The organism is Streptomyces mayonensis (assembly GCF_018982965.1).
GTDB lineage: Bacteria > Actinomycetota > Actinomycetes > Streptomycetales > Streptomycetaceae > Streptomyces > Streptomyces mayonensis.
In genome coordinates this window covers 24,697-50,139 of sequence record NZ_JACBYP010000057.1, presented here as the reverse complement: position 1 = coordinate 50,139, position 25,443 = coordinate 24,697, and the positions used below count along the sequence as shown (strand labels likewise).

22 protein-coding genes and 1 riboswitch are annotated in these 25,443 nt (G+C 74.0%); of the genes, 11 read left to right on the top strand and 11 right to left on the bottom strand.

Annotation, left to right across the window (positions count from 1 at the left end):
• The 8 genes from HZS56_RS21510 to HZS56_RS21475 all read right to left on the bottom strand — a co-directional run.
• The coding region (locus HZS56_RS21510) for a cobyrinic acid a,c-diamide synthase CobB (protein ID WP_216722390.1) at positions 1-702 on the bottom strand (702 nt) is incomplete at its 3' end.
• Positions 703-818: 116 nt separating this feature from the next.
• Positions 819-1,418, bottom strand: a complete 600-nt coding sequence (cobO, locus tag HZS56_RS21505) for a cob(I)yrinic acid a,c-diamide adenosyltransferase (protein ID WP_216722386.1) — start codon at positions 1,416-1,418, stop codon at positions 819-821.
• The gene (locus HZS56_RS21500; protein WP_216722385.1) at positions 1,418-3,478 is read right to left on the bottom strand and encodes a putative cobaltochelatase; all 2,061 of its coding nucleotides are present in this window, start codon (positions 3,476-3,478) and stop codon (positions 1,418-1,420) included. Before HZS56_RS21500 ends, cobO begins: the two co-directional genes overlap by 1 nt.
• On the bottom strand, positions 3,475-7,128 hold the full coding sequence (gene cobN, locus HZS56_RS21495; protein WP_216722384.1) for a cobaltochelatase subunit CobN: 3,654 nt from the start codon (positions 7,126-7,128) through the stop codon (positions 3,475-3,477). The genes HZS56_RS21500 and cobN overlap by 4 nt, the downstream gene beginning before the upstream one ends.
• On the bottom strand, positions 7,125-8,633 hold the full coding sequence (locus HZS56_RS21490) for a cobyric acid synthase (protein ID WP_216722383.1): 1,509 nt from the start codon (positions 8,631-8,633) through the stop codon (positions 7,125-7,127). Before HZS56_RS21490 ends, cobN begins: the two co-directional genes overlap by 4 nt.
• A complete protein-coding gene (locus tag HZS56_RS21485; RefSeq protein ID WP_308408118.1) occupies positions 8,630-9,730 on the bottom strand; it encodes a cobalamin biosynthesis protein in 1,101 nt (366 codons plus the stop codon). The genes HZS56_RS21490 and HZS56_RS21485 overlap by 4 nt, the downstream gene beginning before the upstream one ends.
• A gap of 101 nt (positions 9,731-9,831) precedes the next feature.
• A riboswitch (cobalamin riboswitch) is annotated at positions 9,832-9,977 on the bottom strand.
• Between the two features lie 202 nt (positions 9,978-10,179).
• Complete coding sequence (locus tag HZS56_RS21480; protein ID WP_216722382.1) at positions 10,180-10,401, bottom strand: hypothetical protein; 222 nt, start codon at positions 10,399-10,401, stop codon at positions 10,180-10,182.
• A 35-nt stretch (positions 10,402-10,436) separates the two neighbouring features.
• On the bottom strand, positions 10,437-11,732 hold the full coding sequence (locus HZS56_RS21475) for an inorganic phosphate transporter (protein ID WP_216722381.1): 1,296 nt from the start codon (positions 11,730-11,732) through the stop codon (positions 10,437-10,439).
• A 392-nt stretch (positions 11,733-12,124) separates the two neighbouring features.
• Here HZS56_RS21475 and HZS56_RS21470 point away from each other — a divergent pair, with 392 nt between their 5' ends.
• From HZS56_RS21470 to amaP, 11 genes are all read left to right on the top strand, one after another.
• Positions 12,125-12,787 carry a class II aldolase/adducin family protein gene (locus tag HZS56_RS21470; RefSeq protein ID WP_253914621.1) on the top strand — a complete coding sequence of 221 codons (663 nt, stop codon included), beginning with the start codon at positions 12,125-12,127 and terminating at the stop codon, positions 12,785-12,787.
• Positions 12,788-12,909: 122 nt separating this feature from the next.
• Positions 12,910-14,037, top strand: a complete 1,128-nt coding sequence (locus HZS56_RS21465) for an alpha/beta hydrolase family protein (RefSeq protein ID WP_216722380.1) — start codon at positions 12,910-12,912, stop codon at positions 14,035-14,037.
• 326 nt (positions 14,038-14,363) lie between these two features.
• On the top strand, positions 14,364-15,782 hold the full coding sequence (locus tag HZS56_RS21460; RefSeq protein ID WP_216722379.1) for a hypothetical protein: 1,419 nt from the start codon (positions 14,364-14,366) through the stop codon (positions 15,780-15,782).
• A gap of 221 nt (positions 15,783-16,003) precedes the next feature.
• Positions 16,004-17,602 (top strand): ABC-F family ATP-binding cassette domain-containing protein, encoded by a 1,599-nt coding sequence (locus tag HZS56_RS21455; RefSeq protein WP_216722378.1) that lies wholly within the window; start codon positions 16,004-16,006, stop codon positions 17,600-17,602.
• 398 nt (positions 17,603-18,000) lie between these two features.
• Positions 18,001-18,222, top strand: coding sequence for a helix-turn-helix domain-containing protein (locus tag HZS56_RS21450; RefSeq protein ID WP_003976983.1), 222 nt, complete (start codon positions 18,001-18,003; stop codon positions 18,220-18,222).
• 158 nt (positions 18,223-18,380) lie between these two features.
• Positions 18,381-19,184, top strand: coding sequence for an enoyl-CoA hydratase/isomerase family protein (locus HZS56_RS21445; protein ID WP_216722377.1), 804 nt, complete (start codon positions 18,381-18,383; stop codon positions 19,182-19,184).
• A gap of 117 nt (positions 19,185-19,301) precedes the next feature.
• Positions 19,302-19,784 carry an Asp23/Gls24 family envelope stress response protein gene (locus HZS56_RS21440; RefSeq protein WP_216722376.1) on the top strand — a complete coding sequence of 161 codons (483 nt, stop codon included), beginning with the start codon at positions 19,302-19,304 and terminating at the stop codon, positions 19,782-19,784.
• 58 nt (positions 19,785-19,842) lie between these two features.
• Positions 19,843-20,028, top strand: coding sequence for a hypothetical protein (locus tag HZS56_RS21435; protein WP_216722375.1), 186 nt, complete (start codon positions 19,843-19,845; stop codon positions 20,026-20,028).
• The gene (locus HZS56_RS21430; protein ID WP_216722374.1) at positions 20,025-20,408 is read left to right on the top strand and encodes a hypothetical protein; all 384 of its coding nucleotides are present in this window, start codon (positions 20,025-20,027) and stop codon (positions 20,406-20,408) included. Before HZS56_RS21435 ends, HZS56_RS21430 begins: the two co-directional genes overlap by 4 nt.
• Before the next feature lie 119 nt (positions 20,409-20,527).
• The gene (locus HZS56_RS21425; RefSeq protein WP_216722388.1) at positions 20,528-21,160 is read left to right on the top strand and encodes a DUF6286 domain-containing protein; all 633 of its coding nucleotides are present in this window, start codon (positions 20,528-20,530) and stop codon (positions 21,158-21,160) included.
• A gap of 4 nt (positions 21,161-21,164) precedes the next feature.
• Positions 21,165-21,743: an alkaline shock response membrane anchor protein AmaP gene (gene amaP / locus HZS56_RS21420; RefSeq protein ID WP_216722373.1), complete on the top strand. Its 579-nt coding sequence runs from the start codon at positions 21,165-21,167 to the stop codon at positions 21,741-21,743.
• 142 nt (positions 21,744-21,885) lie between these two features.
• Here amaP and HZS56_RS21415 read toward each other — a convergent pair whose 3' ends face one another.
• The 3 genes from HZS56_RS21415 to HZS56_RS21405 form a co-directional block, all read right to left on the bottom strand.
• On the bottom strand, positions 21,886-22,641 hold the full coding sequence (locus tag HZS56_RS21415) for an SDR family oxidoreductase (protein ID WP_216722372.1): 756 nt from the start codon (positions 22,639-22,641) through the stop codon (positions 21,886-21,888).
• A gap of 5 nt (positions 22,642-22,646) precedes the next feature.
• On the bottom strand, positions 22,647-24,434 hold the full coding sequence (locus HZS56_RS21410; RefSeq protein WP_216722371.1) for a glycoside hydrolase family 15 protein: 1,788 nt from the start codon (positions 24,432-24,434) through the stop codon (positions 22,647-22,649).
• A 158-nt stretch (positions 24,435-24,592) separates the two neighbouring features.
• Complete coding sequence (locus HZS56_RS21405; protein WP_216722370.1) at positions 24,593-25,390, bottom strand: SURF1 family cytochrome oxidase biogenesis protein; 798 nt, start codon at positions 25,388-25,390, stop codon at positions 24,593-24,595.
• Between the last annotated feature and the right edge of the window lie 53 nt (positions 25,391-25,443).

The window sequence follows — 25,443 nt, the reverse complement described above, 5'->3', positions numbered from 1 at the left end:
ATCCCACCCCCCGCACGACAACGCACCCGCGCCCCGCGCCAGCCCGACCAACGCCTCCAGATCACACCCGTCGGCCACCTGCGCGGCCATCGCCGCGACCGCCCCCACCGCCTCCGCACCCCGCTCGGCGACCGGCACCAGCCCCAGATGCCGCGACGGCACATCCACCTGCGGCGCCCGCCGCAGCACCCCCAGCACCGGTACCCCGACGGAGTCCAGCGCCTCCCGCAACAACGCCTCGTGCCGGTCGGACGCGACCTTGTTGAGGATCACGCCCCCGATCCGCACCTCCGGGTCCCAGCCCACGAACCCGTGCACCAGCGCCGCCACCGACCGGGACTGCGAGGACGCGTCCACGACCAGGACGACCGGTGCCCGCAGCAGCTTCGCGACCTGCGCGGTGGACGCCAGCTCGCCCTCCCCGGCGGCACCGTCGAACAGCCCCATCACACCCTCGACGACCGCGATGTCGCACCCGCGGGCCCCGTGCACGAACAGCGGCCCGACGAGGTCGGGACCGCACAGGTAGGCGTCCAGGTTGCGCCCCGCCCGCCCGGTGGCGAGCGCGTGGTACCCGGGGTCGATGTAGTCGGGCCCGACCTTGTGCGGCGACACCGTGAGCCCACGCGCCGTGAGCGCGGCCATCAGCCCGGTGGCGACGGTGGTCTTGCCGCTGCCGGACGAGGGCGCGGCGACGACCAGCCGGGGAACGGCGGGGCCGGAGGGGCTGGAGAAGCCGGACGAGCCGGACGAGCCGGACGGGCCGGAGGAGACGGACGGGCCGGAGGAGACGGACGGGCCGGAGGAGGCTGACGGACTCACCACTCGATGCCCCTCTGCCCCTTCTGCCCCGCGTCCATCGGATGCTTGACCTTGGACATGTCGGTCACGAGGTCCGCGAACCCCACCAGCTTCTCCGGCGCGTTCCGCCCGGTGATCACGACGTGCTGGGTCCCGGGCCGCTCCCGCAGCACGGACACCACCTCGTCGGTGTCGACCCACCCCCAGTGCATCGGGTAGGCGAACTCGTCCAGCACGTACAGCTTGTACGTCTCGGCGGCCAGGTCCCGCTTGACCTGCTCCCAGCCCTCCCGGGCCTTCTCCTCGTTGTCCAGCTGCGCGTCGCGCTGGACCCAGGACCAGCCCTCGCCCATCTTGTGCCAGTCGACGGACCCGCCCTCACCACTGGCGCCCAGCACCCGCAGCGCGTTCTCCTCGCCGACCTTCCACTTGGCCGACTTGACGAACTGGAACACCCCGATCGGCCACCCCTGGTTCCAGGCGCGCAGCGCCAGCCCGAAGGCGGCGGTGGACTTGCCCTTCCCGATGCCCGTGTGCACGACGACCAGCGGACGATTGCGCCGCTGCCGGGTCGTCAGCCCGTCGTCCGGCACGACGCTCGGCTTGCCCTGCGGCATTACGCGGCCCTCCTGGCGCCCTTGCTGCCCTGCCCACTGCCCTGGACGTCCCTCACCAGACCGGCGATCGAGTCCGCCCGCAGCTCGTCCAACGTCACCGCCGTACCGCCCAGCTCACCGGCGAGCTGCCCGGCCAGCCCGAGCCGCACCGGCCCCGACTCGCAGTCCACGACCACCGATGCGACCCCCTCGGCCGCGAACAACCGCGCCGCACGCCCCGCCAGCGCGACCGGCTCGGGCCCACCGGTGGCCCGCCCGTCCGTCACCACGACCACCAGCGCGCGCCGCGCCGGATCCCGCAGCCGCTCCACGCGCAGCACCTCGTGCGCCTTCAGCAACCCGGCCGCGAGCGGCGTACGCCCCCCGGTCGGCAGCGACTCCAGGCGGACCGCCGCCGCGTCCACCGACGAGGTCGGCGGCAGCGCCACGTCGGCGGCCGACCCCCGGAAGGTCACCAGCCCCACCTTGTCCCGCCGTTGGTACGCGTCCAGCAGCAGCGACAGCACGGCACCCTTGACGGCACTCATCCGCTGCCGCGCGGCCATCGACCCGGAGGCGTCGACGACGAAGAGCACGAGGTTGCCCTCACGCCCCTCCCTGCTCGCCTGCCGCAGATCGTCCCGGCGCACCACGAGCCCCGGCCCGCTGCGGCCCCGCGCCCGCTGGTGCGGTGCCGCCGCCTGCACGGTGGCCGCCAGGTGCAGCTTGGTCAGCGACCCCTGGGGACGCCGGGCCCCGATGGTCCGCCCGTGCTCGGTCCGCGCCCGGGACCGCCGCCCGGCGGCACCCTCGCCGAGCCCCGGCACGCTCAGCACCTTGGTCCGGAACGGCTCGGCGGCACGCGCCGGGGACTGCTCACCGCCGCCACCGCCGGAGGGCTGCGGCTCCCCGCCCTCCCCGGCCTCGGGCCGCGCGGCGGCGTCACCGTCCCCGCGAGGCGCGTCGTCGGGCTCGGGCTGTCCACCGGGACCGCCACCGGGCCCCGGACCGGGATCGTCGTCCCCGTCCCCGTCCCCGTCCTCGCCCTCGCCTTCGTCCTCGCCGTCCTGCCCGCCGAACTCCTCCAGCGTCTCGTCCAGCTTGTCCTCGTCCAGCCCGGGGGCGTCGAAGGGGTTCCGCCGCCGCCGGTGCGGCAGCGCCAGCAGCGCCGCCTGCCGCACGTCCTCCGCCAGCACCTCCGTCCGCCCGGCCCACGCCGCCAGCGCGGTCGCCGTCCGGGCCATCACGATGTCGGCCCGCATGCCGTCCACCTCGAAGGCCGCACAGGTCGCCGCGATCTGCCGCAGCGCCCCGTCGCCCAGCTGCACCGACGGCAGCAGCTCCCGCGCCGCCACGATCCGCGCCCGTACGGCGGCCTCCTCGTCGGCCCAGCGCCCGGCGAAACCGTTCGGATCGTCGTCGTACGCCAGCCGGCGCCGTACGACCTCCACGCGCTGGTCGGGCTCACGCGAGGCGGCGACCTCGACGGTCAGGCCGAACCGGTCCAGCAACTGCGGCCGCAGCTCACCCTCTTCGGGGTTCATCGTCCCGACGAGCAGGAACTTCGAGGCATGCCGTACCGACACGCCCTCGCGCTCCACGTAGGAGGCGCCCATCGCGGCGGCGTCGAGGAGCAGGTCGACCAGGTGGTCGTGGAGCAGGTTGACCTCGTCGACGTACAGGATCCCGCGGTGCGCGTCGGCCAGCAGCCCCGGCTCGAAGGCCTTCACGCCCTCAGCCAGCGCCCGCTCGATGTCGAGGGCGCCCACCAGCCGGTCCTCGGAGGCACCGACGGGCAGCTCGACCATCCGCGCCGGCCGGGAGCCCGAGGCCCCTGTCCCGTGCGGCCCGTCCGGGCAGCCGGGGTCGGGCGAGGCCGGGTCGCAGGAGAAACGGCACCCGGAGACGACGTCCACCTCCGGCATCAGCGCCGACAGCGCCCGCACGGCCGTGGACTTGGCCGTGCCCTTCTCGCCGCGCACGAGGACGCCGCCGACGGCCGGGCTCACCGCGTTGAGGAGCAGCGCGAGCCGCAGGTCGTCCTGTCCGACGACAGCCGTGAACGGAAACGGGGTACTCACTTGTCGTCACCTTCCAGGTCGCCCTCGAGCTCCAGATACGTGGCACGCAGCCGCTCCAGCGTCTCCGCGTCCGGCTCCGCCCACAGCCCCCGGTCCGCGGCCTCGAGGAGCCGCTCGGTGATGCCGCGCAGCGCCCAGGGGTTGGACTTCTTCATGAAGTCCCGGTTCTCCGCGTCGAAGACGTACTCCGCCGACAACTTCTCGTACATCCAGTCGTCCACGACCCCGGCCGTGGCGTCGTAGCCGAAGAGGTAGTCGACGGTGGCCGCCATCTCGAAGGCACCCTTGTAGCCGTGCCGCCGCATGGCCGCCATCCACCGCGGGTTGACCACCCGCGCCCGGAAGACCCTGTGTGTCTCCTCGCCCAGCGTGCGCGTCTTCACCTGATCCGGAGTGGCGGAGTCGCCCACGTACGCCTCCGGGCTCTCGCCCGTCAGATGCCGCACCATGGCCACCATGCCGCCGTGGTACTGGAAGTAGTCGTCGGCGTCGACGAGATCGTGTTCCCTGGTGTCGACGTTCTTCGCCGCCACCGCGATCCGCCGGAACGCCGTCTCCATGTCCCCGCGCGCCGGCCGCCCGTCCAGCCCGCGCCCGTAGGCGTAGCCGCCCCACACCGCGTACACCTCGGCGAGGTCCGCGTCGCTGCGCCAGTTGCGGGCGTCGATCAGCGGCAGCAGACCGGCGCCGTACGCGCCCGGCTTGGAGCCGAAGATGCGGGAGGTCGCCCGGCGCCGGTCGCCGTGCTCGGCGGTGTCCTCGTCGGCGTGCGCGCGGACGAAGTTCTGCGCGGCGGGCTCGGCCAGTTCCGCCACCGCCCGTACCGCGTCGTCGATCAGCCCCACGACGTGCGGGAACGCGTCCCGGAAGAAGCCCGAGATGCGCACCGTCACATCGACCCGCGGCCGGCCCAGCTCGGCGAGCGGCACCACCTCGAAGCCCGTCACCCGGCGCGACGCGTCGTCCCAGACCGGACGGCACCCCAGCAGCGCCAGGATCTCGGCGATGTCGTCGCCCTGGGTGCGCATCGCGGACGTGCCCCACACCGTGAGGCCGACCGACTTCGGGTACTCACCGGTGTCGGTCAGGTAGCGCTGGACCAGCGAGTCCGCGAGCGACTGGCCCACCTCCCAGCTCAGCCGGGACGGAATCGCCTTCGGGTCGACGGAGTAGAAGTTCCGGCCGGTCGGCAGGACGTTGGCCAGCCCGCGGGTCGGGGAGCCGGACGGCCCCGCCGGGACGTAACCGCCGTCCAGGGCCCGCAGGATGTGCCCGATCTCGTCCGTGGTCCGCGCGAGCCGCGGCACGACCTCGGTGCAGGCGAACTCCAGCACGGCCGCCGCGCCGGGCAGTTCGGTGCGCAGCACCTCCCCGACCAGGGGAGCGCTCTCGGCGACCGCCCAGCCGCGTTCCTCCATGCCCTCCGCGAGCCGCCGGCACAGCTGCTCCAGGAGGTCGATCGCGTCGGCCGCCGAGCGGGCCGGGCCGTCCACCAGGTCCGTCAGCTCCACCGGCACCTTCACCGGGGCGCCGGGCCCGGCCAGCAGCTCCTTCTCCACCAGCCCGAAGTGCTCGGCCAGACAGGCCCGCAGGCCCGGCAGGGCGTTGGCCTGCCCGCCCCACACCTGCGAGGCGCGCAGCACCGCCAGGACCAGGTTGACGCGCGGTTCGCCGACCGGGCCGCCGCCCAGGACGTGCAGGCCGTCGCGGATCTGGACGTCCTTGATCTCGCACAGGTAGCCGTCGATGTGCATGACGAACTCGTCGAAGTCGTCGTCGTCCGGCTGGTCGTCCACGTGCAGGTCGTGGTGGAGCTCGGCCGCCTTGACGAGCGTCCAGATCTGCGCCCGGACCGCGGGTGCCTTCGTCGGGTCCAGGTCGGAGACGAGGGCGTACTCGTCGAGCAGCTGCTCCAGTTTGGCCAGGTCGCCGTAGGTGTCGGCGCGTGCCATCGGCGGTACGAGGTGGTCGACGACCGTGGCGTGTCCGCGCCGCTTGGCCTGGGTGCCCTCGCCGGGGTCGTTGACGATGAAGGGGTAGATCAGCGGCAGGTCGCCCAGGACGGCGTCCGGCGCACAGCCCGCGCTCAGGCCGAGGCCCTTGCCCGGCAGCCACTCCATCGTGCCGTGCTTGCCCATGTGCACGATCGCGTCGGCGCCGAAACTGTTCTCCAGCCAGCGGTACGCGGCCATGTAGTGGTGCGACGGCGGCATGTCCGGGTCGTGGTAGATCGCGATCGGGTTCTCCCCGAAGCCGCGCGGCGGCTGGATCATGACGACGACGTTCCCGAACTGGAGGGAGGCCAGGACGACGTCGTCCCCGTCGACGTACAGGGAGCCCGGCGGTTCGCCCCACGCCCCGGTCATCGCGTCCCGCAGCTCCGGGTCCAGCTTCTCGAACCAGGCCCGGTAGTCGGCCAGCGGCACCCGCGCGGGCGCCGCCGCCAACTGGTCCTCGGTCAGCCACTCCACGTCGTGGCCGCCGGCCTCGATCAGCCGGTGGATCAGCTCGTCGCCCTCGGCGGGGTACCCGGTGACCCCGTACCCCGCCTCCCTGAGCGCGTCCAGGACCCGGACCGCCGACGCCGGGGTGTCCAGGCCCACCGCGTTGCCGACGCGGGAGTGCTTGGTCGGGTACGCCGTGAAGACCAGCGCGAGCCTCTTGTCGGCGTTCGGCTTGTGCCCGAGGGCCGCGTGCCGTACGGCGATCCCGGCGACCCGTGCGGCCCGCTCGGGGTCGGCGACGTAGACCGGGACCTCGTCGGGGCCCTGTTCCTTGAAGGAGAACGGCACGGTGACCAGACGCCCGTCGAACTCCGGGATGGCGACCTGCATCGCCGCGTCCATGGGGGAGAGGGCGGCGTCCGAGGCCTCCCAGGCGGCGCGGGAGGAGGTGAGGCAGAGCCCTTGCAGCACGGGCACGTTCAGGTCGGCCAGCGCGCCGACGTCCCAGGCCTCGTCCTCGCCGCCCGCCGACGCCTCGGAGGCGTGCGTGCCGCCGGCCGCGAGGACCGTGGCGACCAGGGCGTCGGCCCGCCCCAGCAGCTCGTACAGCGCGGGGTCGGCGCCGCGCAGCGAACCGCAGTACACGGGCAGCGCGTTGGCGCCGCGCGCCTCGATCGCGTCGCACAGCGTGTCGACGAAGGCGGTGTTGCCGCTCAGCTGGTGGGCGCGGTAGAAGAGCACGCCGACCGTGGGACGGCCGTCCACGACGTCCCGGGAGCCGTGGACGCCGAACTCCGGCATCTTCCGCGGCTCCTCGAAGCCCTCGCCGGTCAGCAGCACCGTGTCCGACAGGAAGCGGGCGAGCTGGGTGAGGTTGTCCGGGCCGCCCTCGACCAGGTACCGCAGCGCCTCGGCCACCACCCCGGCCGGGACCGACGACTCCGCCATCAGCTCCGCGTCCGGCACGCTCTCGCCGCCCAGCAGGACGGTCGGGATCCCGGCGGCCTTCAGCGCGGCAAGACCGTCCTCCCAGGCGCGTTTGCCGCCGAGCAGGCGGACGACGGCGAGGTCCGCGCCCTCGACCAGGCCCGGCAGCTCCTCGTGGACGCCGACCCGGGTCGGGTTGCCGATCCGGTAGGCGGCGTCCGACGCGCGGGCCGCCAGCAGGTCCGTGTCGGCGGTCGACAACAACAGCACTGTGCTCATGCGGGCGCTCCCGGTGGAATGAAGGGCAGTCCTTGCGGCGCGCCGGACTCGATGAGCCGCCACAGCGCGTCGGTGTCCGCGTGGTGTTCGATCAGGTCGCCGAGCCGGTCGAGCTGCTCCTCGCGCAGCGCGGCGAACGAGGTGCCGGCGGCCGGCACGAAGCGGCGGCCCGCGGCGGCCGCCACCTCGCGCAGGAACGCCCGCCGGAAGCCGTCCGACTCCAGCGAACCGTGCCAGTGCGTGCCCCAGGTCCGGCCGACCCGGCAGCCGTCCAAGAAGGGAGTACCGCCCGTCACTTCGGCGACCCCGTGGTGGATCTCGTACCCCTCGACGCGCTCGCCGAGGGCCTCGCCCACCGGACGCGTGAGGGTCTTCTCGCGGGCGAACCGCACCCGCACGGGCAGCAGTCCGAGCCCGTCCACGTGCCCGGCGCGCGACTCGACCTCGTCCTCGATGTGCTCGCCGAGGAGCTGGAAGCCGCCGCAGATCCCGAGCACCGGCCGGTCCTCGGCGGCCCTGCGGGCGATCGCGTCCGCGAGTCCCCGCTCCCGCAGCCACGCCAGCGCCCGTACCGTCCCGCGCGTCCCCGGCACGATCACCAGGTCGGCGTCGGCCAGTTCCTCGGGCCGGTCCACGAACCGCACCACGACGCCGGGTTCGGCGGCCAGCGCGTCCACGTCCGTGAAGTTGGACATCAGCGGCACGGCACAGACCGCGACCCGCAGCACGTCCTCGCCGACCGGCGGCGCGACGGCCGACTCCCGCACCGTCCCCCGCAGGGAGACGCGCAGCCCGTCCTCCTCGTCGATGCCGAGCCCGTGCCGGAAGGGCAGCACCCCGTACGTGCGCCGGCCGGTGAGGCCGTGCAGCATGTCCAGCCCCGGCTCGAGGAGCGAGACGTCGCCGCGGAACTTGTTGACGAGGAACCCGGCGACCAGCGCCTGGTCCTCGGGCGCGAGCAGCGCCACCGTGCCGAAGAAGGAGGCGAAGACGCCGCCGCGGTCGATGTCGCCGACGACGAGGACCGGGAGCCCGGCGCCCCGGGCGATCCCCATGTTCACGATGTCGGTGCGGCGCAGGTTGATCTCGGCCGGGCTGCCCGCGCCCTCGCAGATCACCGCGTCGTACGTGCCGCGCAGTTCGGTCAGCGAGTCGAGCACCGTGCCGAGCAGCCGCTCCTGGCGCCCGCCGTGGTAGCCGCGGGCGCTCATCTCCCCGACGGGCCTGCCGAGCAGCACCACTTGGCTGCTGCGCTCGCCGCCCGGCTTGAGCAGCACCGGATTCATGTGGGCGGTCGGCTCCACGCGGCACGCCTGGGCCTGCATGGCCTGCGCCCGCCCGATCTCGGCGCCCTCGCGGGTCACGAACGAATTGAGCGACATGTTCTGCGCCTTGAAGGGCGCGACCTTGACGCCGTGGCGCACCAGCCAGCGGCAGATCCCGGCGGTGACGACGCTCTTGCCGGCGTCGGAGGTGGTGCCGGCCACGAGGAGGCCACCGTTCATGACGCACGTCCCTTCCCGGCCATGGCGCACGTCCGTCCCGTACCGGTCATGACACGCGGCTGTCCCGTACCGGTCATGACACGCGGCCGCCCCTTCCCGGTCACGGCGGAGGTCCGTCCCTTCCCGGTCACGGCGCGCATCCGTGACGTCCCGGCGATGCCGTGCGCGAGCAGCCGTGCGCCCGCGCACACGCCCAGCGCCAGCCAGCCCACGCGCCGGGAGAGGCGCACGGCGCGGTCGATGTCGCCGGACCCGGCCCGTACGGCGCGTCCCGCCGCCCCGTTGAGGACGGGCCGGTGCTCCACCCGCCCGCCGTAGGACAGCGTCCCGCCGAGCCGCAGGCCCAGGGCGCCCGCGAACGAGGCCTCCACGGGCCCGGCGTTGGGGCTCGGGTGCTGCCCCGCGTCCGCACGCCAGGCCCGCAGTGCGCCGCGCGGATCGCCGCCGGCGACGGTGGTCAGGGCGGCGGTCAGGCGGGCGCCCGGCCAGCCCGCGAGGTCGTCGAGGCGGGCCGAGGCCCAGCCGTAGCGGCGGTATCTGGGGGACCTGTGGCCGACCATCGCGTCCAGCGTGTTGACGGCCCGGAAGCCGAGCAGCCCCGGCACCCCGGCCACGGCGCCCCAGACCAGGGCGCCCACCACCGCGTCCGACGTGTTCTCGGCGACGGACTCCACGACGGCCCGGGCGATCCCGTCGGCGTCCAGTGCCTGCGGGTCCCGCCCGCACAGGTGCGGCAGCCGGGCCCGGGCAGCCTCGACGTCCCCGGCCTCCAGGGCCCGTCCGACCGCGCGGGCCTCGCGGGCCAGCGAGGTGGAGCCGACCACGGCCCAGGTCGCCGCGCCGGTCAGCGCGACGGAGGCGGCGGGGGAGCGGCGTACGGCGCGTGCGGCGGCCGAACCGAGGGCGGCGGCGCCTCCGGCGCACACGAGGGTGTGCAGCGCGCCCCACCCCCGGTGGTCCCGCCACAACTGCTGTTCCACGGCACCGGCGGCACGGCCGAATGCGGCGACCGGGTGTCCGCGGCGCGGGTCGCCGAGGAGGAGGTCGCCGAGAAGGCCGGCCGCGGCGCCGTACGCGAAGACGCGTCCGGCACGCACGGGCTCAGCCGGTCACACGGTCAGGAAGGAAGCACCTGGTAGTGAACGTCGGGCGGCAGCCGGGCATCGCGTCATGTCCTCACTCAGGGTGTCCACGCCCTGGTTCGAAGAGTCCGGCGGTGAGAGTTCCTGGCTCCCGGGGCTCCTGTTTCCCCGGTCACAGTGGCGGGACCGCGCCGGATTCGCACCGGGCTTCCTCTCCTGCCGCCGTAGATGGCTCCGGAAGTCCACCATGGTCCCCGAACACCCGTCAACCTGGCCTTGACCTGCGACGGGAGAGTGTGCGAAGGCCCACACCGGGCGGTGCGGGCCGACACGCGAAGGGGCGGGGGCGGGAAACGGTTCGAGTCCGTCTCCCGCCCCCGCCCCTTCGCGGGCGCCGCCCTGAACGCGACGACGGGCGCGGCGCTTCAGGCGACGAGACGGGCGCGGTGTTCAGGCGACGGTGTTCAGGCGACGATCAGATAGATCCCGTACGCCACCGCCGCGGCACAGGCCGCGAAGCAGGCGTACGCGCCGGTGACCGCGAGGGCCGCGGAGCCGCCCCGGGCGGCGGCCTGCTCCTGGCGGGAGAGACCGACGATGCCGAGGGTGAACAGGCCCACCAGGGCCACGGTGACCACGAGGCTGACGCCGAAGACGGAGCCGAGGGCTGCCCAGTCGATGCTCATGGAGGTTCGCTTTCCTTCGTTCCCTGGGGCCGGACTCAGACGGTGGTGGCGGCCGAGGAGGCGGCCTTGGACGCCTGCGGGTCGGACGGCCCGGACGGTTCGGCCGGGGCCGCGACGGTGGCCGTCAGGTCCTCGGTCACGCCCGCCGGCGGCGGCGAGACGGCGGCCATCGCGGTGGTGACCACCCCGGCCGGCTCGGGCTGTCCGGGCGCCCCGGCGACCGGGTCCGTGTCGACGTCGACGACGTTGGTGTGGTCGACGACCTCGCGCCGGGAGATCCGCCAGATCGCGAAGCTGGAGGCGACCAGGAAGAGGGCGACGAGGGCCGTGCCCCAGTCGCCGAGCCGGCAGACCCACTCGGCGAGCGCGGCGACCAGGGCCGCCGCCGGGAGCGTCAGACCCCAGGCGACGAACATCCGGGTGGCCGTGGACCAGCGGACCACACCGCCCTTGCGGCCGAGGCCCGCGCCCATCACCGCACCGGAGACCGAGTGCGTGGTGGAGAGGGAGAAGCCGAGGTGGGAGGAGGCCAGGATGACCGTGGCGGCGCTGGTCTGGGCGGCGAAGCCCTGCTGCGGCTGGAGGTCGGTCAGGCCCTTGCCCATGGTGCGGATGATGCGCCAGCCGCCGAGGTAGGTGCCGAGCGCGATGGCCAGGCCGGCGGAGAGGATCACCCACACCGGCGGGTCGGAGTCGGGGGCGAGCGAGCCGCCGGCGACCAGCGCGAGGGTGATGATGCCCATCGTCTTCTGGGCGTCGTTGGTGCCGTGGGCCAGCGAGACCAGACCGGCGGAGGCGATCTGCCCGGCGCGGTAGCCCTTCGCGGCGGCCTTGCCGTCGGCCTTGCGGCCCAGCGAGTACGTCATCCGGGAGGCGAGCATCGCCGCGACGCCGGCCACGATCGGGGCGGCGATCGCCGGGAGGAGCACCTTGGTGACGAGTACGTCGCCGTGGACGGCGCCGATGCCCGCCGAGGCGACGGCCGCGCCGATCAGACCGCCCATGAGGGCGTGCGAGGAACTGGAGGGGAGTCCGACCAGCCAGGTCAGCAGGTTCCAGAGGATCGCGCCGACCAGGGCGGCGAAGATGACCTCGGGACGGATGCCGGTCTCGTCGACGAGACCCTTGGAGATCGTGTTGGCGACCTCCACGGAGAGGAAGGCGCCTACAAGGTTGAGGACGGCGGACATCGCCACCGCCACCTTGGGCTTGAGCGCACCGGTCGAAATGGTCGTTGCCATCGCGTTCGCGGTGTCGTGGAAACCGTTCGTGAAATCAAACGCGAGTGCGGTTACCACCACAATCGCGAGGATCAGCGAGAAGCTTTCCATTTACCCAGGCAATCGTTCGAGGTCGTTGGCGCGACGAACGTAGGTAACCAGGGTGAACGGAAGATGAACTGAGCAGGGCGTCACAGTGACCGGAAGCGGGGCCGCCGCCTCCCTGTCCGTGACCGCTCCGGTGCTCTCCGGAGACGCCCCTGGCAGGATCGCCGCGAGGCCGCTCGACGGCGGGGACGCGAGGGCGCTCGGGCGCCCGGGAGGAGACGGTTGCCGTGACACATGCGCGGGACGGGCGGACGGACGCGACCTGGGGCCGGGGCGGGGGAGCGGCACGGGCGTCGGACGAGATCTCGGACAACGCCTCGGACAGTCCCACGGACCGGGCGTCGGACAGTCCCTCGGACCGGGCGTCGGGCAGATCCTCGGACCGGGCGTCGTCCCTGTCCCCGTCCCTGCCCCCGTCCCTCGCGTCGGCCTGGGACGAACTGGTCGCGACCGCCCGGCGGACGGTCGCCGACGGCCTGGTCGTCGGAACCTCCGGCAACGTCTCGGTGCGCGTCGGCGACACGGTCCTGGTCACCCCGTCCGGCGTGCCCTACGACCGGCTGACCCCCGACGACGCGACCGGCGTCGGGCTCGACGGCCGGCAGGTGCTCGGCACCCTGGTCCCCACCAGCGAACTGCCCATGCACCTCGCCGTCTACCGCGCCGACCCCGGCGCCCGGGCCGTCGTCCACACCCACGCCGTGCACGCGACGGCGGTCTCGCTGCTCGTCCCCGAACTCCCGCCGGTCCACTACATGACCGCGGCCCTCGGCGGCCCCGTCCGCGTCGCCCCGTACGCGGCCTACGGCACCGGCGAACTGGCGCGCGGCATGCTCGCCGCCCTCGCCGACCGCACCGGCTGCCTGCTCCGGAACCACGGCACGGTCACCTACGGCACCTCACTCGACCAGGCCTACGACCGCACGGCCCAGCTGGAGTGGATGTGCCGCCTCTGGCTGACGGCCGCCTCGGTGCCGGGCCGCACGCCGTCACTCCTGACCGAGGCCCAGCTGGCGGAGGTGTCCGAACGCCTCCGGGGCTACGGACAGCGCTCCTGACGTTCCCCGGGGCCGCACGGGGGTACCGGAGGAACCACCGACCCCCACCCGCTGCCACCCCGCCGTCACCCGCCCTTCGGCGCCCACTGGCCGCCCGAGGACTCCCCCAGGAGACTGGCCCCATGCGCACTGTCACAGGAACGGTCGCCGCCCTCACCGCGACGCTCGCGGCGGGCGCGGCCGGCATCGTCGCCGGCCGGCTGGCCAGCGACGCCGCGCTCAAGGCGCCGCCCGGCCGGCCGCTGCCCACCGAGCCCCGGCTCACCGTGCACGGCACCGCGGCCGGGCAGATCACCCTCACTCGGGACCTGGCAGCGCTGCGCCCCGGCCGGTACGGGCTCGCCGGCGACGGCACGCACGCCGTCGTCGGCCCGGTCCTCGACGGTGCGCAGCACGGCGCCGACACCGTCGTACGCCGCCTCGAACGCGTCACGCACGGCACGCTCGAAGCCGGGGACCGGGCGTGGTTCACCCCGAACCTCTACGTCGGCGACCCGGGCAGCGCCCTCGGCCTCGACCACACCGAGGTCAGGATCCCGGGCGAACTCGGTCCGCTCCCGGCCTGGTTCGTGCCCGGCGCCCGTCCGACCTGGATCATCGCGGTACACGGCCTGGGCACCACCCGCGAACACGCCATGAACCTGATGGCCCCCCTGCACAGCAGGAACGTCGCGGTCCTCGCCCTCGCCCACCGCGGCGACGTCGGAGCCCCTCCCTCACCCGACGGCCTGCACCACTTCGGGGAGACCGAGTGGCGGGACGTGGACGCGGCCGTCCGCTACGCCCTCGACCACGGCGCCCGCCAGGTCGTCCTGCTCGGCTGGTCCACCGGCGCCACCATGGCCCTGCGCACCGCCGCGCTCTCCGGCGTGCGCGAGCGCATCGCGGGGCTCGTCCTGGACTCCCCGGTCCTCAGCTGGGAGACCACCCTGCGCGCCCTCGCCGCCGCCCGCCGTGCCCCGGCCCCGGTCCTGCCGCTCGCCGTCCGCGCCGCCCAGGGCCGCGCCGGGCTCCGCGCCGACCGGGACGCCGGCACGGCGGGCCTGTACCGGCCGGCGGTCCCCACCCTGATCTTCCACGGCCCCGGCGACACGGTGGCCCCGTGGCGCCTCTCCCGGCGCCTCGCCGACACCCACCCGCGGCTGGTCGCCCTGCACACCGTCAAGGACGCCCCGCACGCCGCCATGTGGAACGCCGACCCCGCGGACTACGAGGAAACCCTCCGCCGCTTCATGACTCCGCTGGTGTGAGGGGCCGGGGGCTCCGGGACTGCGCAAGCTGCGGCGGCTCCGGGCTCCGGGGACTGCGAAAGCTGCGGGGCTCCGGGCTCCGGGCTCCGGACGTGGCACCGCGACGGGCCTCGCCGCGCGCCCCCTCCGACGGGAGGGCGCACCCCCGCCTCCCGGACCCCTCCCGGACCCTTCTCGGCAGGAGCCGCCCCCCGTTCCGTTCAGCGCTGTACCACTGGCCTGTTCCCGTGCCCGGCCAGTGTCTCCGGCTCCCGACTCGGCGTGCCCCGAGGGCCGTCGGGGCATTCCGTTTGGGTTTTCGGACCGTCAACCGGAAGACTGCACCCGTGACGTCCCGTATCCCGCGCGACTCCAGGCTTCGACTCGTCCGCCCGCGACCCCTGGCCGCCGCCCCCCAAGCGATCAACCAGCGGCGTCCGCGCCGCCCCGCGCCACGTCCTCCCGAGGGCACACCGGCCCGGTCGGAGCTGGCCAGAATGGCGCGCTCCGGCCTCGCCGACGCGGCCCGCGTCGCCCACTGGGCCGACACCGCCCTCGGCCCCGGCCGGGGCAGCGCGACCTCCGACGGCAAGGCCACCCTCTCCGACACGACCGCCGGCCAGGCCGCCCGCGAACTGGGTCTGACCGCGGCCCAGGTCCGCGCCGACTGGGACACCGCCCGCCTCGCCGGACTGATCGAGGTGCACGGCGACACCGCCCGCCCGGGCTGGCGGCTGCGCGCCTGGAACCGCGACGACAGCGCCGTGCTGCGCGGCTGGGTCGCCCTCTTCGACGCCTGGTCGCTCGCCCACCCCGAGCCCGCCGGCCAGGAGCCCGCCGCCGTCGCCGAGGTCGTCTCCGCGATGCCGCAGGTGCTCTCCTTCCTCCAGCTCTCCGCCGGACCCGTCCCGGTCGAGCAGCTCCTGGACCTGCTGGAGCAGCGCGTCACCGAACTGCGCACCGAGCGCTGCGAGGTGCCCTACGGCCCCCAGCTGGAGCCCGGCACCCCGGGAGCGGCCCCGTCCGTCCCCGACGCCGCCGACACCCCGCTCGCCCCGCTCCTCGACTGGGCGCTGCACGCCCTCGCCTCCGTGGGCGCGCTCACCTGCGGCGACGGGCAGGCCACCCTCACCCCGCTCGGCAACTGGGCGGTCTGGGTCAAGCTGGAGCAGATCTGCGTCGCAGCCCAGAGCCCCGCCGGCAACATCGAGCAGTCCGCCGAGGGCATGCTCCGCGGCTGCGCCAGGCTCCGCCCGAACGCCGCCCGCGCCGAGTACCGCGCCTGGCTCGCCGCCCGCCCCGTCGGCAACGCCGTCACCGAGCTGCTCGGTGCCGCCCGCGGCGAGGACGCCCTGCTGCGCGGCCTCGCCTTCGAGGCGCTGCGCGTGGTCGGCGCCCCCGCCGAGCCCGACGTCCGCGGCGTCGCCGACGAGCCGACGCTGCGGCCGTACGCCCTGCTGTGGCTGGCCGAGCACGACGGCGCCGACCCGGAGGACGCCCACGAGGTCCTCACCCGCCGCGAGGCGACGTGGCTGTGGGTCGACACCGCCGCCGCCGTCGCCGACCACGGCGAGGCCCCGCTGCTCGTGCGGCACCTGGAGTCGGCGGTGCAGCCCACCGTCCCGGCGTTGCTCGACGAGGTCAGGGCGGTCGGGCACCCCCGTACCGTGCAGGTCCTCGTGGCCCTCGCCGCCGCCCACCCCGACCCGGCCCTGGCCAAGGCCGTGCGCCGGGCGGCCTTCCAGGTCCACACCGGGGGCAGCTGAGCCCGCGGCCCCCTGCGGGCGCACGGCCGGGGGCTTCCCGTGCGCCTCGCGCGTACGTCCCCCCGCGCACCTCCGGCGCGTACGCAGTGACAACGCTCGCGGGGAAAAGCGGTTGCACGCCACCGTTAGACTGGCCCCCATGGCCATTCTCCTCGTGCATTAGCCGGCGGGACCTCTCCTCAGCCGCCCATTCCGCCACCCACCCGCCCAGGAGTCTGACCGTGATCTCCGCCTCCGGCATCGAGCTGCGCGCCGGTGCCCGCGTCCTCATCGAAAGCGCCACCTTCCGCATCGCCAAGGGCGACCGCATCGGCCTGGTCGGCCGCAACGGCGCCGGCAAGACCACCCTCACCAAGGTCCTGGCCGGTGAGGGCCAGCCCGCCGGCGGCACCGTCACCCGCTCCGGCGAGGTCGGCTACCTCCCGCAGGACCCCCGCACCGGTGACCTCGACGTGCTCGCCCGCGACCGCATCCTGTCCGCCCGCGGCCTGGACACGCTGATCCGCAAGATGCGGGAGAACGAGCAGCGCATCGCCAACGGCCAGGGCGCCACCCGCGACAAGGCGCTGCGGCAGTACGAGCGCCAGGAGACCGAGTTCCTCACCAAGGGCGGGTACGCCGCCGAGGCCGAGGCCGCCACCATCGCCGCCGCGCTCAACCTGCCCGACCGTGTGCTCGGCCAGCCCCTGCACACGCTCTCCGGCGGTCAGCGCCGCCGTATCGAGCTGGCCCGGATCCTGTTCTCGGACGCGGACACGCTGCTGCTCGACGAGCCGACCAACCACCTCGACGCCGACTCGATCATCTGGCTGCGCGACTACCTGAAGACCTACCGCGGCGGCTTCGTGGTGATCTCCCACGACGTCGACCTGGTCGAGACGGTCGTCAACAAGGTGTTCTACCTGGACGCCAACCGCTCCCAGATCGACATCTACAACATGGGCTGGCGGCTCTACCAGCAGCAGCGCGAGGCCGACGAGAAGCGCCGCAAGCGCGAGCGGCAGAACGCGGAGAAGAAAGCATCCGCCCTCCATTCGCAGGCCGACAAGATGCGCGCCAAGGCCACCAAGACGGTCGCCGCGCAGAACATGGCCCGCCGCGCGGACAAGCTGCTGGCCGGGCTCGAGGCCGAGCGGAAGTCGGACAAGGTCGCCAAGCTGCGCTTCCCCGAGCCCGCGCCCTGCGGCAAGACCCCGCTGACCGCCGAGGACCTCTCCAAGTCGTACGGCTCCCTCGAGATCTTCACCGACGTCGACCTGGCCATCGACAAGGGCTCGCGGGTCGTCATCCTCGGCCTCAACGGCGCGGGCAAGACCACCCTGCTGCGCCTGCTCGGCGGTGTCGAGAAGCCCGACACCGGCCAGGTGATCGAGGGCCACGGCCTCAAGCTCGGCTACTACGCGCAGGAGCACGAGACCCTCGACCCCGAGCGCACCGTCCTGGAGAACATGCGCTCGGCCAACCCGGACCTCGACCTCGTCGAGGTCCGCAAGACGCTGGGTTCGTTCCTCTTCTCCGGCGACGACGTCGACAAGCCCGCCGGTGTCCTCTCCGGCGGCGAGAAGACCCGTCTCGCGCTGGCCACCCTCGTGGTGTCCTCGGCGAACGTGCTGCTCCTGGACGAGCCCACCAACAACCTCGACCCGGCCAGCCGCGAGGAGATCCTCGGCGCGCTGCGCACCTACAAGGGCGCGGTCGTCCTCGTCACCCACGACGAGGGCGCCGTCGAGGCGCTCCAGCCGGAACGCATCATTCTGCTTCCGGACGGCGTCGAGGACCTGTGGGGCGCCGACTACGCGGACCTCGTCGCGCTCGCCTGATCCTCGCGCTCGCCTGCCGGCCGCTCTGGTCGTCGCTCTCGCGTGACCGTCGATTCCGCTTGATCGAATGGATGATCCACTGGTGATGGATCATTCGGCCGATCCGTGATCCACCATCTGTGTGAGATCTCCTCATCAAGAGGTGTGTCGTACATCAATTTCGCGGCCGGATCCCCTTTGCCCGGGGGTTCGGCCGCGGCGCCTTTCTGACCTGGAGTTACGCGGAGAAACCCGTTCGGCGGTACGGGCGCGATTCTCTGGAATTCCGCATTCCGTATGTGGGGACCGGCTCCTGTCGTCACAACCTTGTCTCATCGACCTTGCCGAATGGGTGGCCATGAGGGCCGGGAGGGGTGATCATGAGAAGACCAGAGCGCACTTCCCATGAGGAGGCACGGGTGGCCGAGACTCTGAAGAAGGGCAGCCGGGTGACCGGCGCCGCGCGCGACAAGCTCGCGGCAGACCTGAAGAAGAAGTACGACGCCGGTGCGAGCATTCGGGCGTTGGCCGAGGAAACGGGCCGCTCGTATGGCTTTGTGCACCGCATGCTCAGCGAGTCGGGCGTCACGCTCCGAGGGCGTGGCGGGGCTACCCGGGGCAAGAAGGCCACATCGGCCTGACATCCCGGGCGACCCCTCGACTCCGAAAGTGAAGGTGGTCACCCGGTCGGTCGCATGACCGTCCGGGTGGTTACTGTGCAGTCACTTAGCTCCGCCCCCGCACGGCGCACAGCCCGGCGCGGCGGCGGGGACGACGACCGCACTTTCGGAGGCGCCCCATGGCTTCGCCCGTCCACGACCCCGGTCCCGCACTCGACCGGGACGGCGTGCGGCTCACCGTCGACGACGCCGTCGCCACGGTGACGCTGACCAACCCGGCCAAGCGCAACGCGCAGAGCCCCGCCCTGTGGCGGGCGCTCACCGAGGCCGGCCGGCTGCTGCCGGGCTCCGTCCGGGCCGTGGTGCTGCGGGCCGAGGGCAAGTCGTTCTCGGCCGGGCTCGACCGGCAGGCGTTCACGCCCGAGGGCTTCGACGGCGAACCGTCGTTCCTCGACCTCGCGCGCGGCGGCGACGCCGAACTCGACGCGGCCGTGGCCGAGTACCAGGAGGCGTTCACCTGGTGGCGGCGCACCGACATCCTGTCCGTCGCCGCCGTCCAGGGGCACGCCATCGGTGCGGGCTTCCAGCTCGCCCTCGCCTGCGACCTGCGGGTCGTCGCCGACGACGTGCAGTTCGCCATGCGCGAGACCAGCCTCGGCCTCGTGCCGGACCTCACGGGCACGCACCCCCTGGTGTCCCTGGTCGGATACGCCCGCGCGCTGGAGATCTGCGCGACCGGGCGCTTCGTCATGGCCGAGGAGGCCGTGAGCAGCGGGCTCGCCAACCTCGCCGTGCCCGGGGACCAGCTCGACGGTGCCGTACAGGACCTGGTGTCGGCGGTCCTGGCGGCGCCGCGCGACGCCGTCGTCGAGACCAAGGCACTGCTCCAGGGCGCCCAGCACCGGGACTACGAGGCCCAGCGCGTCGCCGAACGGGCCGCGCAGGGCCGGCGGCTGCGCGACCTGGCCGGGCTGGGGGAGTAGCACGGGAGGGCCCGCGCCCGGCAGCCTCGTTCCTCCGGTCCGCCGTATCCACGGCGCGCGGCGCCGCGACCCCGCCTACCGTGGATCGCAGGACCCCCACCGGAAGGGACGTAGGCGATGAGCGACATCGAGAGCCACCGGACCGGGCAGGACACGAGCGACACCCCCGGGACGGCCAGGAGCCAGACGATCCGGCGTGGCGGCGGCGACGCCGGGACCCGGGGACGGACCACCATCGCCGACGGCGTGGTGGAGAAGATCACCGGAATGGCCGCACGCGACGTCGCCGGTGTGCACGCGATGGGCAGCGGGATGTCCCGCACCTTCGGCGCCGTGCGCGACCGGGTGCCGGGCGGCACCAGGTCCGGGGTGACCCGCGGGGTGAAGGCCGAGGTCGGCGAGAAGCAGACCGCGCTCGACCTGGAGATCGTCGTCGAGTACGGCGTGTCGATCTCGGACGTCGCGCGGGACGTGCGGGAGAACGTGGTCGCGGCCGTGGAGCGGATGACCGGTCTGGAGGTCGTCGAGGTCAACATCGCGGTCAGCGACGTGAAGCTGCCCGACGAGGAGGACGAGGAACCGGAGCCCCGGATCAAGTGACACGGACGCCGGCCGACAGGGCGAATACCGCCGACAGGGTGAATGAGGGGAGCGCACCATGAGCATGGCCGTGGTCGGCATGATCGCCGGCATGGCACTCGGATTCGCCGGCTACTTCGGCGGTTTCGGCGCGTTTTTGCTGGTCGCTGCGCTGGGAGCCGTCGGGTTCGTCGCCGGGCGCCTCCTGGAGGGGGACATGGACCTCGGTGACCTCTTCCGCGGCCGCGACGACCGGCGACGGTGACCGGCGTGACCGGCGGGGTCGGTGAGGTGCTGCAGCCCGCGGCCGCCGTGCCGCCCCGCGAGCGCGGTGCCACGCGGATCGCAGACCGGGTCGTCGCCAAGGTCGCCGCGCGGGCGGCGCTGGAGGCGCTGGGCCCGCTCCACCCGGACGCGGCGCGCCCGTACGCCACCGTGGTCGTCCACCACGACACCGCCCGCGTCAGCGTCCACCTGGAACTCGACCACCCCAGCGACATCGGCGCCCGCTGCGCACAGGTGCGTCACCAAGTCGTCCAGCGGGTACGGACTTTGGTGGGCATGGCGGTGCCCGAGGTCGCGGTCAGGGTGGAGCGGCTGCACCTGGCGGCCGAGTACGGCGCGAGCCACGGGAGGACCCGATGAGCGAGTCCCAGGGCTCCGGTTCCCGGGGCTCCGGCCCCGGTTCTCCGGGCTCCGATTCTCCGGGCTCCGGTTCCCCGGACTTCGGCACGGGCGAGGGCAGCACCCAGCGCCTGCCGGTCATGGAGCCCGGCACGCAGCCCGGCGGGGCGCCGTCGCTGGAGAAGCGGCCGCCGGACCCGCCCGACGACCCCGGCACGCCGGACCTCGCGCGGGCGGGACGCTTCTGGTCGGCACGCCGCGTGCCCGCGGGCATCGTCGCGCTGCTCCTGCTGCTCCTCACCGGTGTCTTCCTCTACGACATCGCCGCCGTGCGCACCGGCCGGCCGGCCCTCGGCTGGCGCCGCGACCTGGCCCGGCAGCTCGCCGAACGGCCCCTCGACGACATCTGGGTCCTGGTGGGGGCGTCCGTCGCCGCGGCCCTCGGGCTCTGGCTGCTCGTCCTGGCCCTCACTCCCGGCCTGCGCCGGGTGCTGCCGATGCGCCGCACCCACCGGGACGTACGCGCCGGGCTGCACCGGGACGCCGCCGCCACCGTGCTGCGGGACCGGGCCATGGAGGTCTCCGGGGTGCAGTCGGCGCGGGTCAGGATGCGCCGCCGCCGGGCGCGGGTGCGCGCGCTGTCGCACTTCCGGGAACTGGACGACGTACGGGCCGACCTGGACGGCGTGCTCGACGACGCGGTGCGCGGTCTCGGCCTGGCCAGGCCGCCCGCCGTGTCGCTGCGGGTGGCACGCCCCGGACGGAAGGGGTGACGCGGTGCTGCGGACCGTGAACCGAGTGCTGACCGGCCTGGCCGGTCTGGTCCTGCTCGCCGTCGGCGGCGCGGTGCTCGCCGTCGCGTTCGACGCGCCCCCGCCCTCCTGGTGGCTCCACCAGGGACCCGACGACGTGCTGCTCACCACCGCCGAACGCACCCGGTGGCGCGACGCCGGCTGGTGGTGGCCGGTCGTCATCGCCGCCCTCGCCGTCCTGCTGCTGCTCGCCCTGTGGTGGCTGGTGGCGGTCGTGCGCCGGCGCCGTCTCACCGAGGTACTCGTCGACACCGGGGACGGCGAGAGCGCGACGCTGCGCGGCCGGGCACTGGAAGACGTCCTCGCCGACGGGGCGGACCGGGTGGACGGCGTCGAACGGGCCGGGGTCCGGCTCACCGGCCGCCGGAACGCCCCGGCGACCCGCGTCCGGCTGCTCCTGGCCCCCCACGTGGACCCCGGCACCGCACTGCACGACCTCACGACCCGCGCTCTGGCCCACGCCCGCACCTCGGCCGGCCTCACGTCCCTCCCGGCCGAGGTCCAGCTGCGGGGCGTCAAACACGGGGCGGAACGCGTCAGCTGACGCCGCGGAACCACCGCACCGGTCACCCGGCGCCCTGCCTCCGGGGCGTGCTGCCTCCGGCGCTCCGGCGCTCCAGAGCTCCGGGACTCGGGCGCTTCAGGGCTCCGGCGCTCTGGTGCTCCAGGGATCCGGCGCTCCGGCGTCAGAACCCGTGCCGTACCCCGCCGTCCACGGGCAGCATCACGCCCGTGACGTACGACGCGGCGGGCGAGAGCAGGAAGGCGGCGGCGCGGCCGAACTCCTCCGGCACGCCGTAGCGCCGCAGCGGGATACGGGCCTCGGAGGCCGCCCTCGTCGCCTCCGGGTCGGCCGAGGCACCGTCCAGTTCCCGCACCCGGTCGGTGTCGACGCGGCCCGGCAGCAGGCCGACGACGCGGACGCCGCGCGGGCCCAGCTCGTCGGCGAGGGACTTGGCGAAGCCCGCGAGACCCGGCCGCAGGCCGTTGGAGATGGTCAGGCCCGGGATCGGCTCGTGCACCGAGCCCGACAGCACGAAGCCGATGACGCCGCCGTCCTCCAGCTCGGCCGCCGCCGTGCGGGCCAGCCGCACGGCGCCGAGGAAGACCGATTCGAACGCCGACTGCCACTGCTCGTCCGTGTTGTCGGCGGCGAACCCGGCCGGCGGCCCGCCCACGCTGATCAGTACGCCGTCGAAACGGCCGAAGCGTTCACGGGCGGTCGCGATCAGCCGCCCCGCGGCCTCCGGGTCGGCGTTGTCCGCGGCGACCCCCACCGCTCCGGGGCCCAGCGCGGCCGCGGCATCGGCGACGCTCTTCTCGTTCCGGCCCGTGAGGACCACCTTCGCCCCGTCGGCGACCAGTTCGCGCGCGGTGGCATTGCCCAGGCCCCGGGTGGCTCCCGTGACGACGTACACCCGGTCCTTCAGTCCAAGATCCATGGTCCCTATCCTGCATCCTCGTCCCCGAACAGGGCGAGGGCCGTGTTCACCAGGCCGACATGGCTGAAGGCCTGCGGGAAGTTGCCGAGCTGCCTTCCGGCGACCGGGTCGTACTCCTCGGCCAGCAGCCCCACGTCGTTGGCGAGCCCCACCAGCCGCTCGAAGAGGTCCCCGGCCTCCTTCGTCCGGCCGGTCGCGTGCAGTGCGTCCGCGTACCAGAACGAGCACACCAGGAACGTCCCCTCGCCGCCCGGCAGCCCGTCGACCTGCGGGCCCTCGGTGCTGTAGCGGCGCACCAGGCCGTCCCGGGTCAGCTCCGCGCCGATCGCGTCGACCGTGCCGACGACGCGCGGGTCGTCCGGCGGCAGGAAGCCCACGCGCGGAACGAGCAGCAGCGAGGCGTCCAGCTCCCGCGAGCCGTAGTACTGGGTGAAGGTGTTGCGCTCGGGGTCGTAGCCCTTCTCGCACACCTCGCGGTGCACCTCGTCCCGCAGCGCCCGCCATCCGTCGGGGTCGCCGCCGCCCAGCTCGGGATGGTGCTCCAGCGTGCGCACCGCCCGGTCCAGGGCCACCCACGTCATCACCTTCGAGTGCACGAACTGCCGGCGCCCGCCGCGCACCTCCCACAGCCCCTCGTCCGGCTCCCGCCACACCGTGGCCAGGTAGTCCATCAGCGCGCACTGCAGTTCCCACATCTGCGGCCGGGGCCGCATACCGGCCAGCCGGGCCAAGGACAGGGAGTCCATGACCTCGCCGTACACGTCCAGCTGAAGCTGGTTCACCGCGTCGTTCCCGACGCGTACGGGCGTGGACCCGGCGAAGCCCGACAGCCACGGCAGCTCGGACTCGGGCAGCCGCCGCTCACCCGCCACGCCGTACATGATCTGCAGGTCCGCCGGATTGCCCGCCACCGCGCGCAGCAGCCAGTCGCGCCACGCCTCCGCCTCCTCCACGTAGCCGGCCGACAGCAGGGCGCCCAGGGTGAGGGTGGAGTCGCGCAGCCAGCAGAAACGGTAGTCCCAGTTGCGTACGCCGCCCGGCTCCTCGGGCAGCGAGGTGGTGGGGGCGGCCACGATGCCGCCGGTGGGCCGGTAGGTGAGCGCCTTCAGCGTGATCAGGGAACGGACGACGGCGTCCCGGTGCGGGCCCTCGTAGGTGCACCGCGCCGCCCACTCGCGCCAGTCCTCGACGCTGTGCTCCAGCGACATGTACGGGTCGACGAGCGGCGGGCGGGGCTCGTGCGAGGGGTGCCAGGTCAGCACGAACGCGACCCGCTCGCCCGCCGCGACCGTGAACTCCGCGTGCGTCCCGAAGTCCTCGCCCCAGCTGTGCACCTCCGGCTCGCTGCGCAGCCACGCCGAGTCCGGACCGGCGACGGCCACCCGGTGCCCGTCGGCCCTGCGCACCCACGGGACGATCGAGCCGTGGTCGAAGCGCAGCCGGAGCACGCTGTGCAGGGTGACCTCGCCGCTCAGGCCCTCCACGATCCGTACGAGGTCGGGGGCGCGGTCGCGCTGCGGCATCAGGTCGGTGACCCGTACCGAGCCGTCCGCGGTCTCCCACTCGGTGTCCAGGACGAGGGTGTCGGGCCGGTAGGCACGCCGCGTGCAGCGTTCGGCGCCCTTGGGGGCCAGGCGCCAGTAGCCGTTGTCCGCGTCGCCCAGGATCCTCGCGAAGCAGGCGGCGGAGTCGAAGCGGGGCAGGCAGAGCCAGTCCACGGAGCCGTCCGTGGAGACCAGGGCCGCGGTCTGCTGGTCGCCGATGAGCGCGTAGTCCTCGATGCGGGTGTGCACGGGTGACGCCTTCCCGGCCGGACGCGGAGCAATCGGCTCCGACCGCGTGCCCCCACCGGACGGGCCCTACGGCGGGGCCTTACGGCGGGGCCCTGCGACGGGGCACTGCGACGGGGCCTTACGAGGGCCGGCCCCGCGGCGGCTCTACGGCGAAGACGTCACACCGTCGCGGGCTCGGACTGCACCGGCTCGGCGTTGTCGTCCTCGGCGGCCTCCCGGTCGCGCTTCTCGCGCCGGACCAGGAACCACCAGCCGACCGGTACGGCCGCGGCGAACAGCCACCACTGGATCGCGTACGCGTAGTTCAGCGCGGCGTTCTCGTTGCCGGGCCTGCCGATCGGCTCCGGCGTGTCGCCCTTCGGTTCCGGTTCCTTCAGGACGACGTACCCGCCGAGCACCGGAGCGTTCAGCCGCTCGGCCTGCTGCTCGCTGTCGATGAGCATGATCTGCCGGTCCGGCAGGCCCTGGAGGTCCTTGATCCCGCTCGCCTCGGTCGTCTCGTCGGGCATCAGCCGGCCGGTGACGGTGATCTCCCCGCCGGGCGGGGCGGGAACCTCCGGGTACTCGGTCTGGCTCGCCCCGTCCGCGGGGATCCAGCCCCGGTTGACCAGCATGACCTTGCCGTCGTCGAGGACGAACGGGGTCAGCACGTGGTAGCCGATGTTGTCGTCGGAGTCGGTGCGGCGGCGGACGACGACCTCGCCGTCCGGGTCAAAGCGGCCCTTCGCGGTCACGGTGCGGTACCGCTCGTCCGTCGTGATCCTCTTGCCGGGGGCGGTCAGCGACTCCGCGGGCACCGGCGCCGCGTCGAGGGCCCGTGCGACCAGGTCGTTGCGGGCGGTGCGTTCCTCGTAGCGGTGCATCTGCCACAGGCCCAGCCGGATCATCGTGGGGATGAGCAGCACGGCGACCAGCGTGAGGATCACCCACTGGCGGGACAACAGGAAGCGGTACACGCACCGACGGTACCTCGGCCGGGTCAGGTGCCTGCGGCCAGGCCCCCGTGAGC

Coding starts and splice junctions, on each gene's coding strand:
- cobO (WP_216722386.1), bottom strand. CDS start 1,418: ATGCCGCAGGGCAAGCCGAGCGTCGTGCCGGACGACGGGCTGACGACC.
- cobN (WP_216722384.1), bottom strand. CDS start 7,128: ATGAGCACAGTGCTGTTGTTGTCGACCGCCGACACGGACCTGCTGGCG.
- HZS56_RS21490 (WP_216722383.1), bottom strand. CDS start 8,633: ATGAACGGTGGCCTCCTCGTGGCCGGCACCACCTCCGACGCCGGCAAG.
- HZS56_RS21480 (WP_216722382.1), bottom strand. CDS start 10,401: ATGAGCATCGACTGGGCAGCCCTCGGCTCCGTCTTCGGCGTCAGCCTC.
- HZS56_RS21475 (WP_216722381.1), bottom strand. CDS start 11,732: ATGGAAAGCTTCTCGCTGATCCTCGCGATTGTGGTGGTAACCGCACTC.
- HZS56_RS21465 (WP_216722380.1), top strand. CDS start 12,910: ATGCGCACTGTCACAGGAACGGTCGCCGCCCTCACCGCGACGCTCGCG.
- HZS56_RS21445 (WP_216722377.1), top strand. CDS start 18,381: ATGGCTTCGCCCGTCCACGACCCCGGTCCCGCACTCGACCGGGACGGC.
- HZS56_RS21440 (WP_216722376.1), top strand. CDS start 19,302: ATGAGCGACATCGAGAGCCACCGGACCGGGCAGGACACGAGCGACACC.
- HZS56_RS21435 (WP_216722375.1), top strand. CDS start 19,843: ATGAGCATGGCCGTGGTCGGCATGATCGCCGGCATGGCACTCGGATTC.
- HZS56_RS21425 (WP_216722388.1), top strand. CDS start 20,528: ATGGAGCCCGGCACGCAGCCCGGCGGGGCGCCGTCGCTGGAGAAGCGG.
- HZS56_RS21415 (WP_216722372.1), bottom strand. CDS start 22,641: ATGGATCTTGGACTGAAGGACCGGGTGTACGTCGTCACGGGAGCCACC.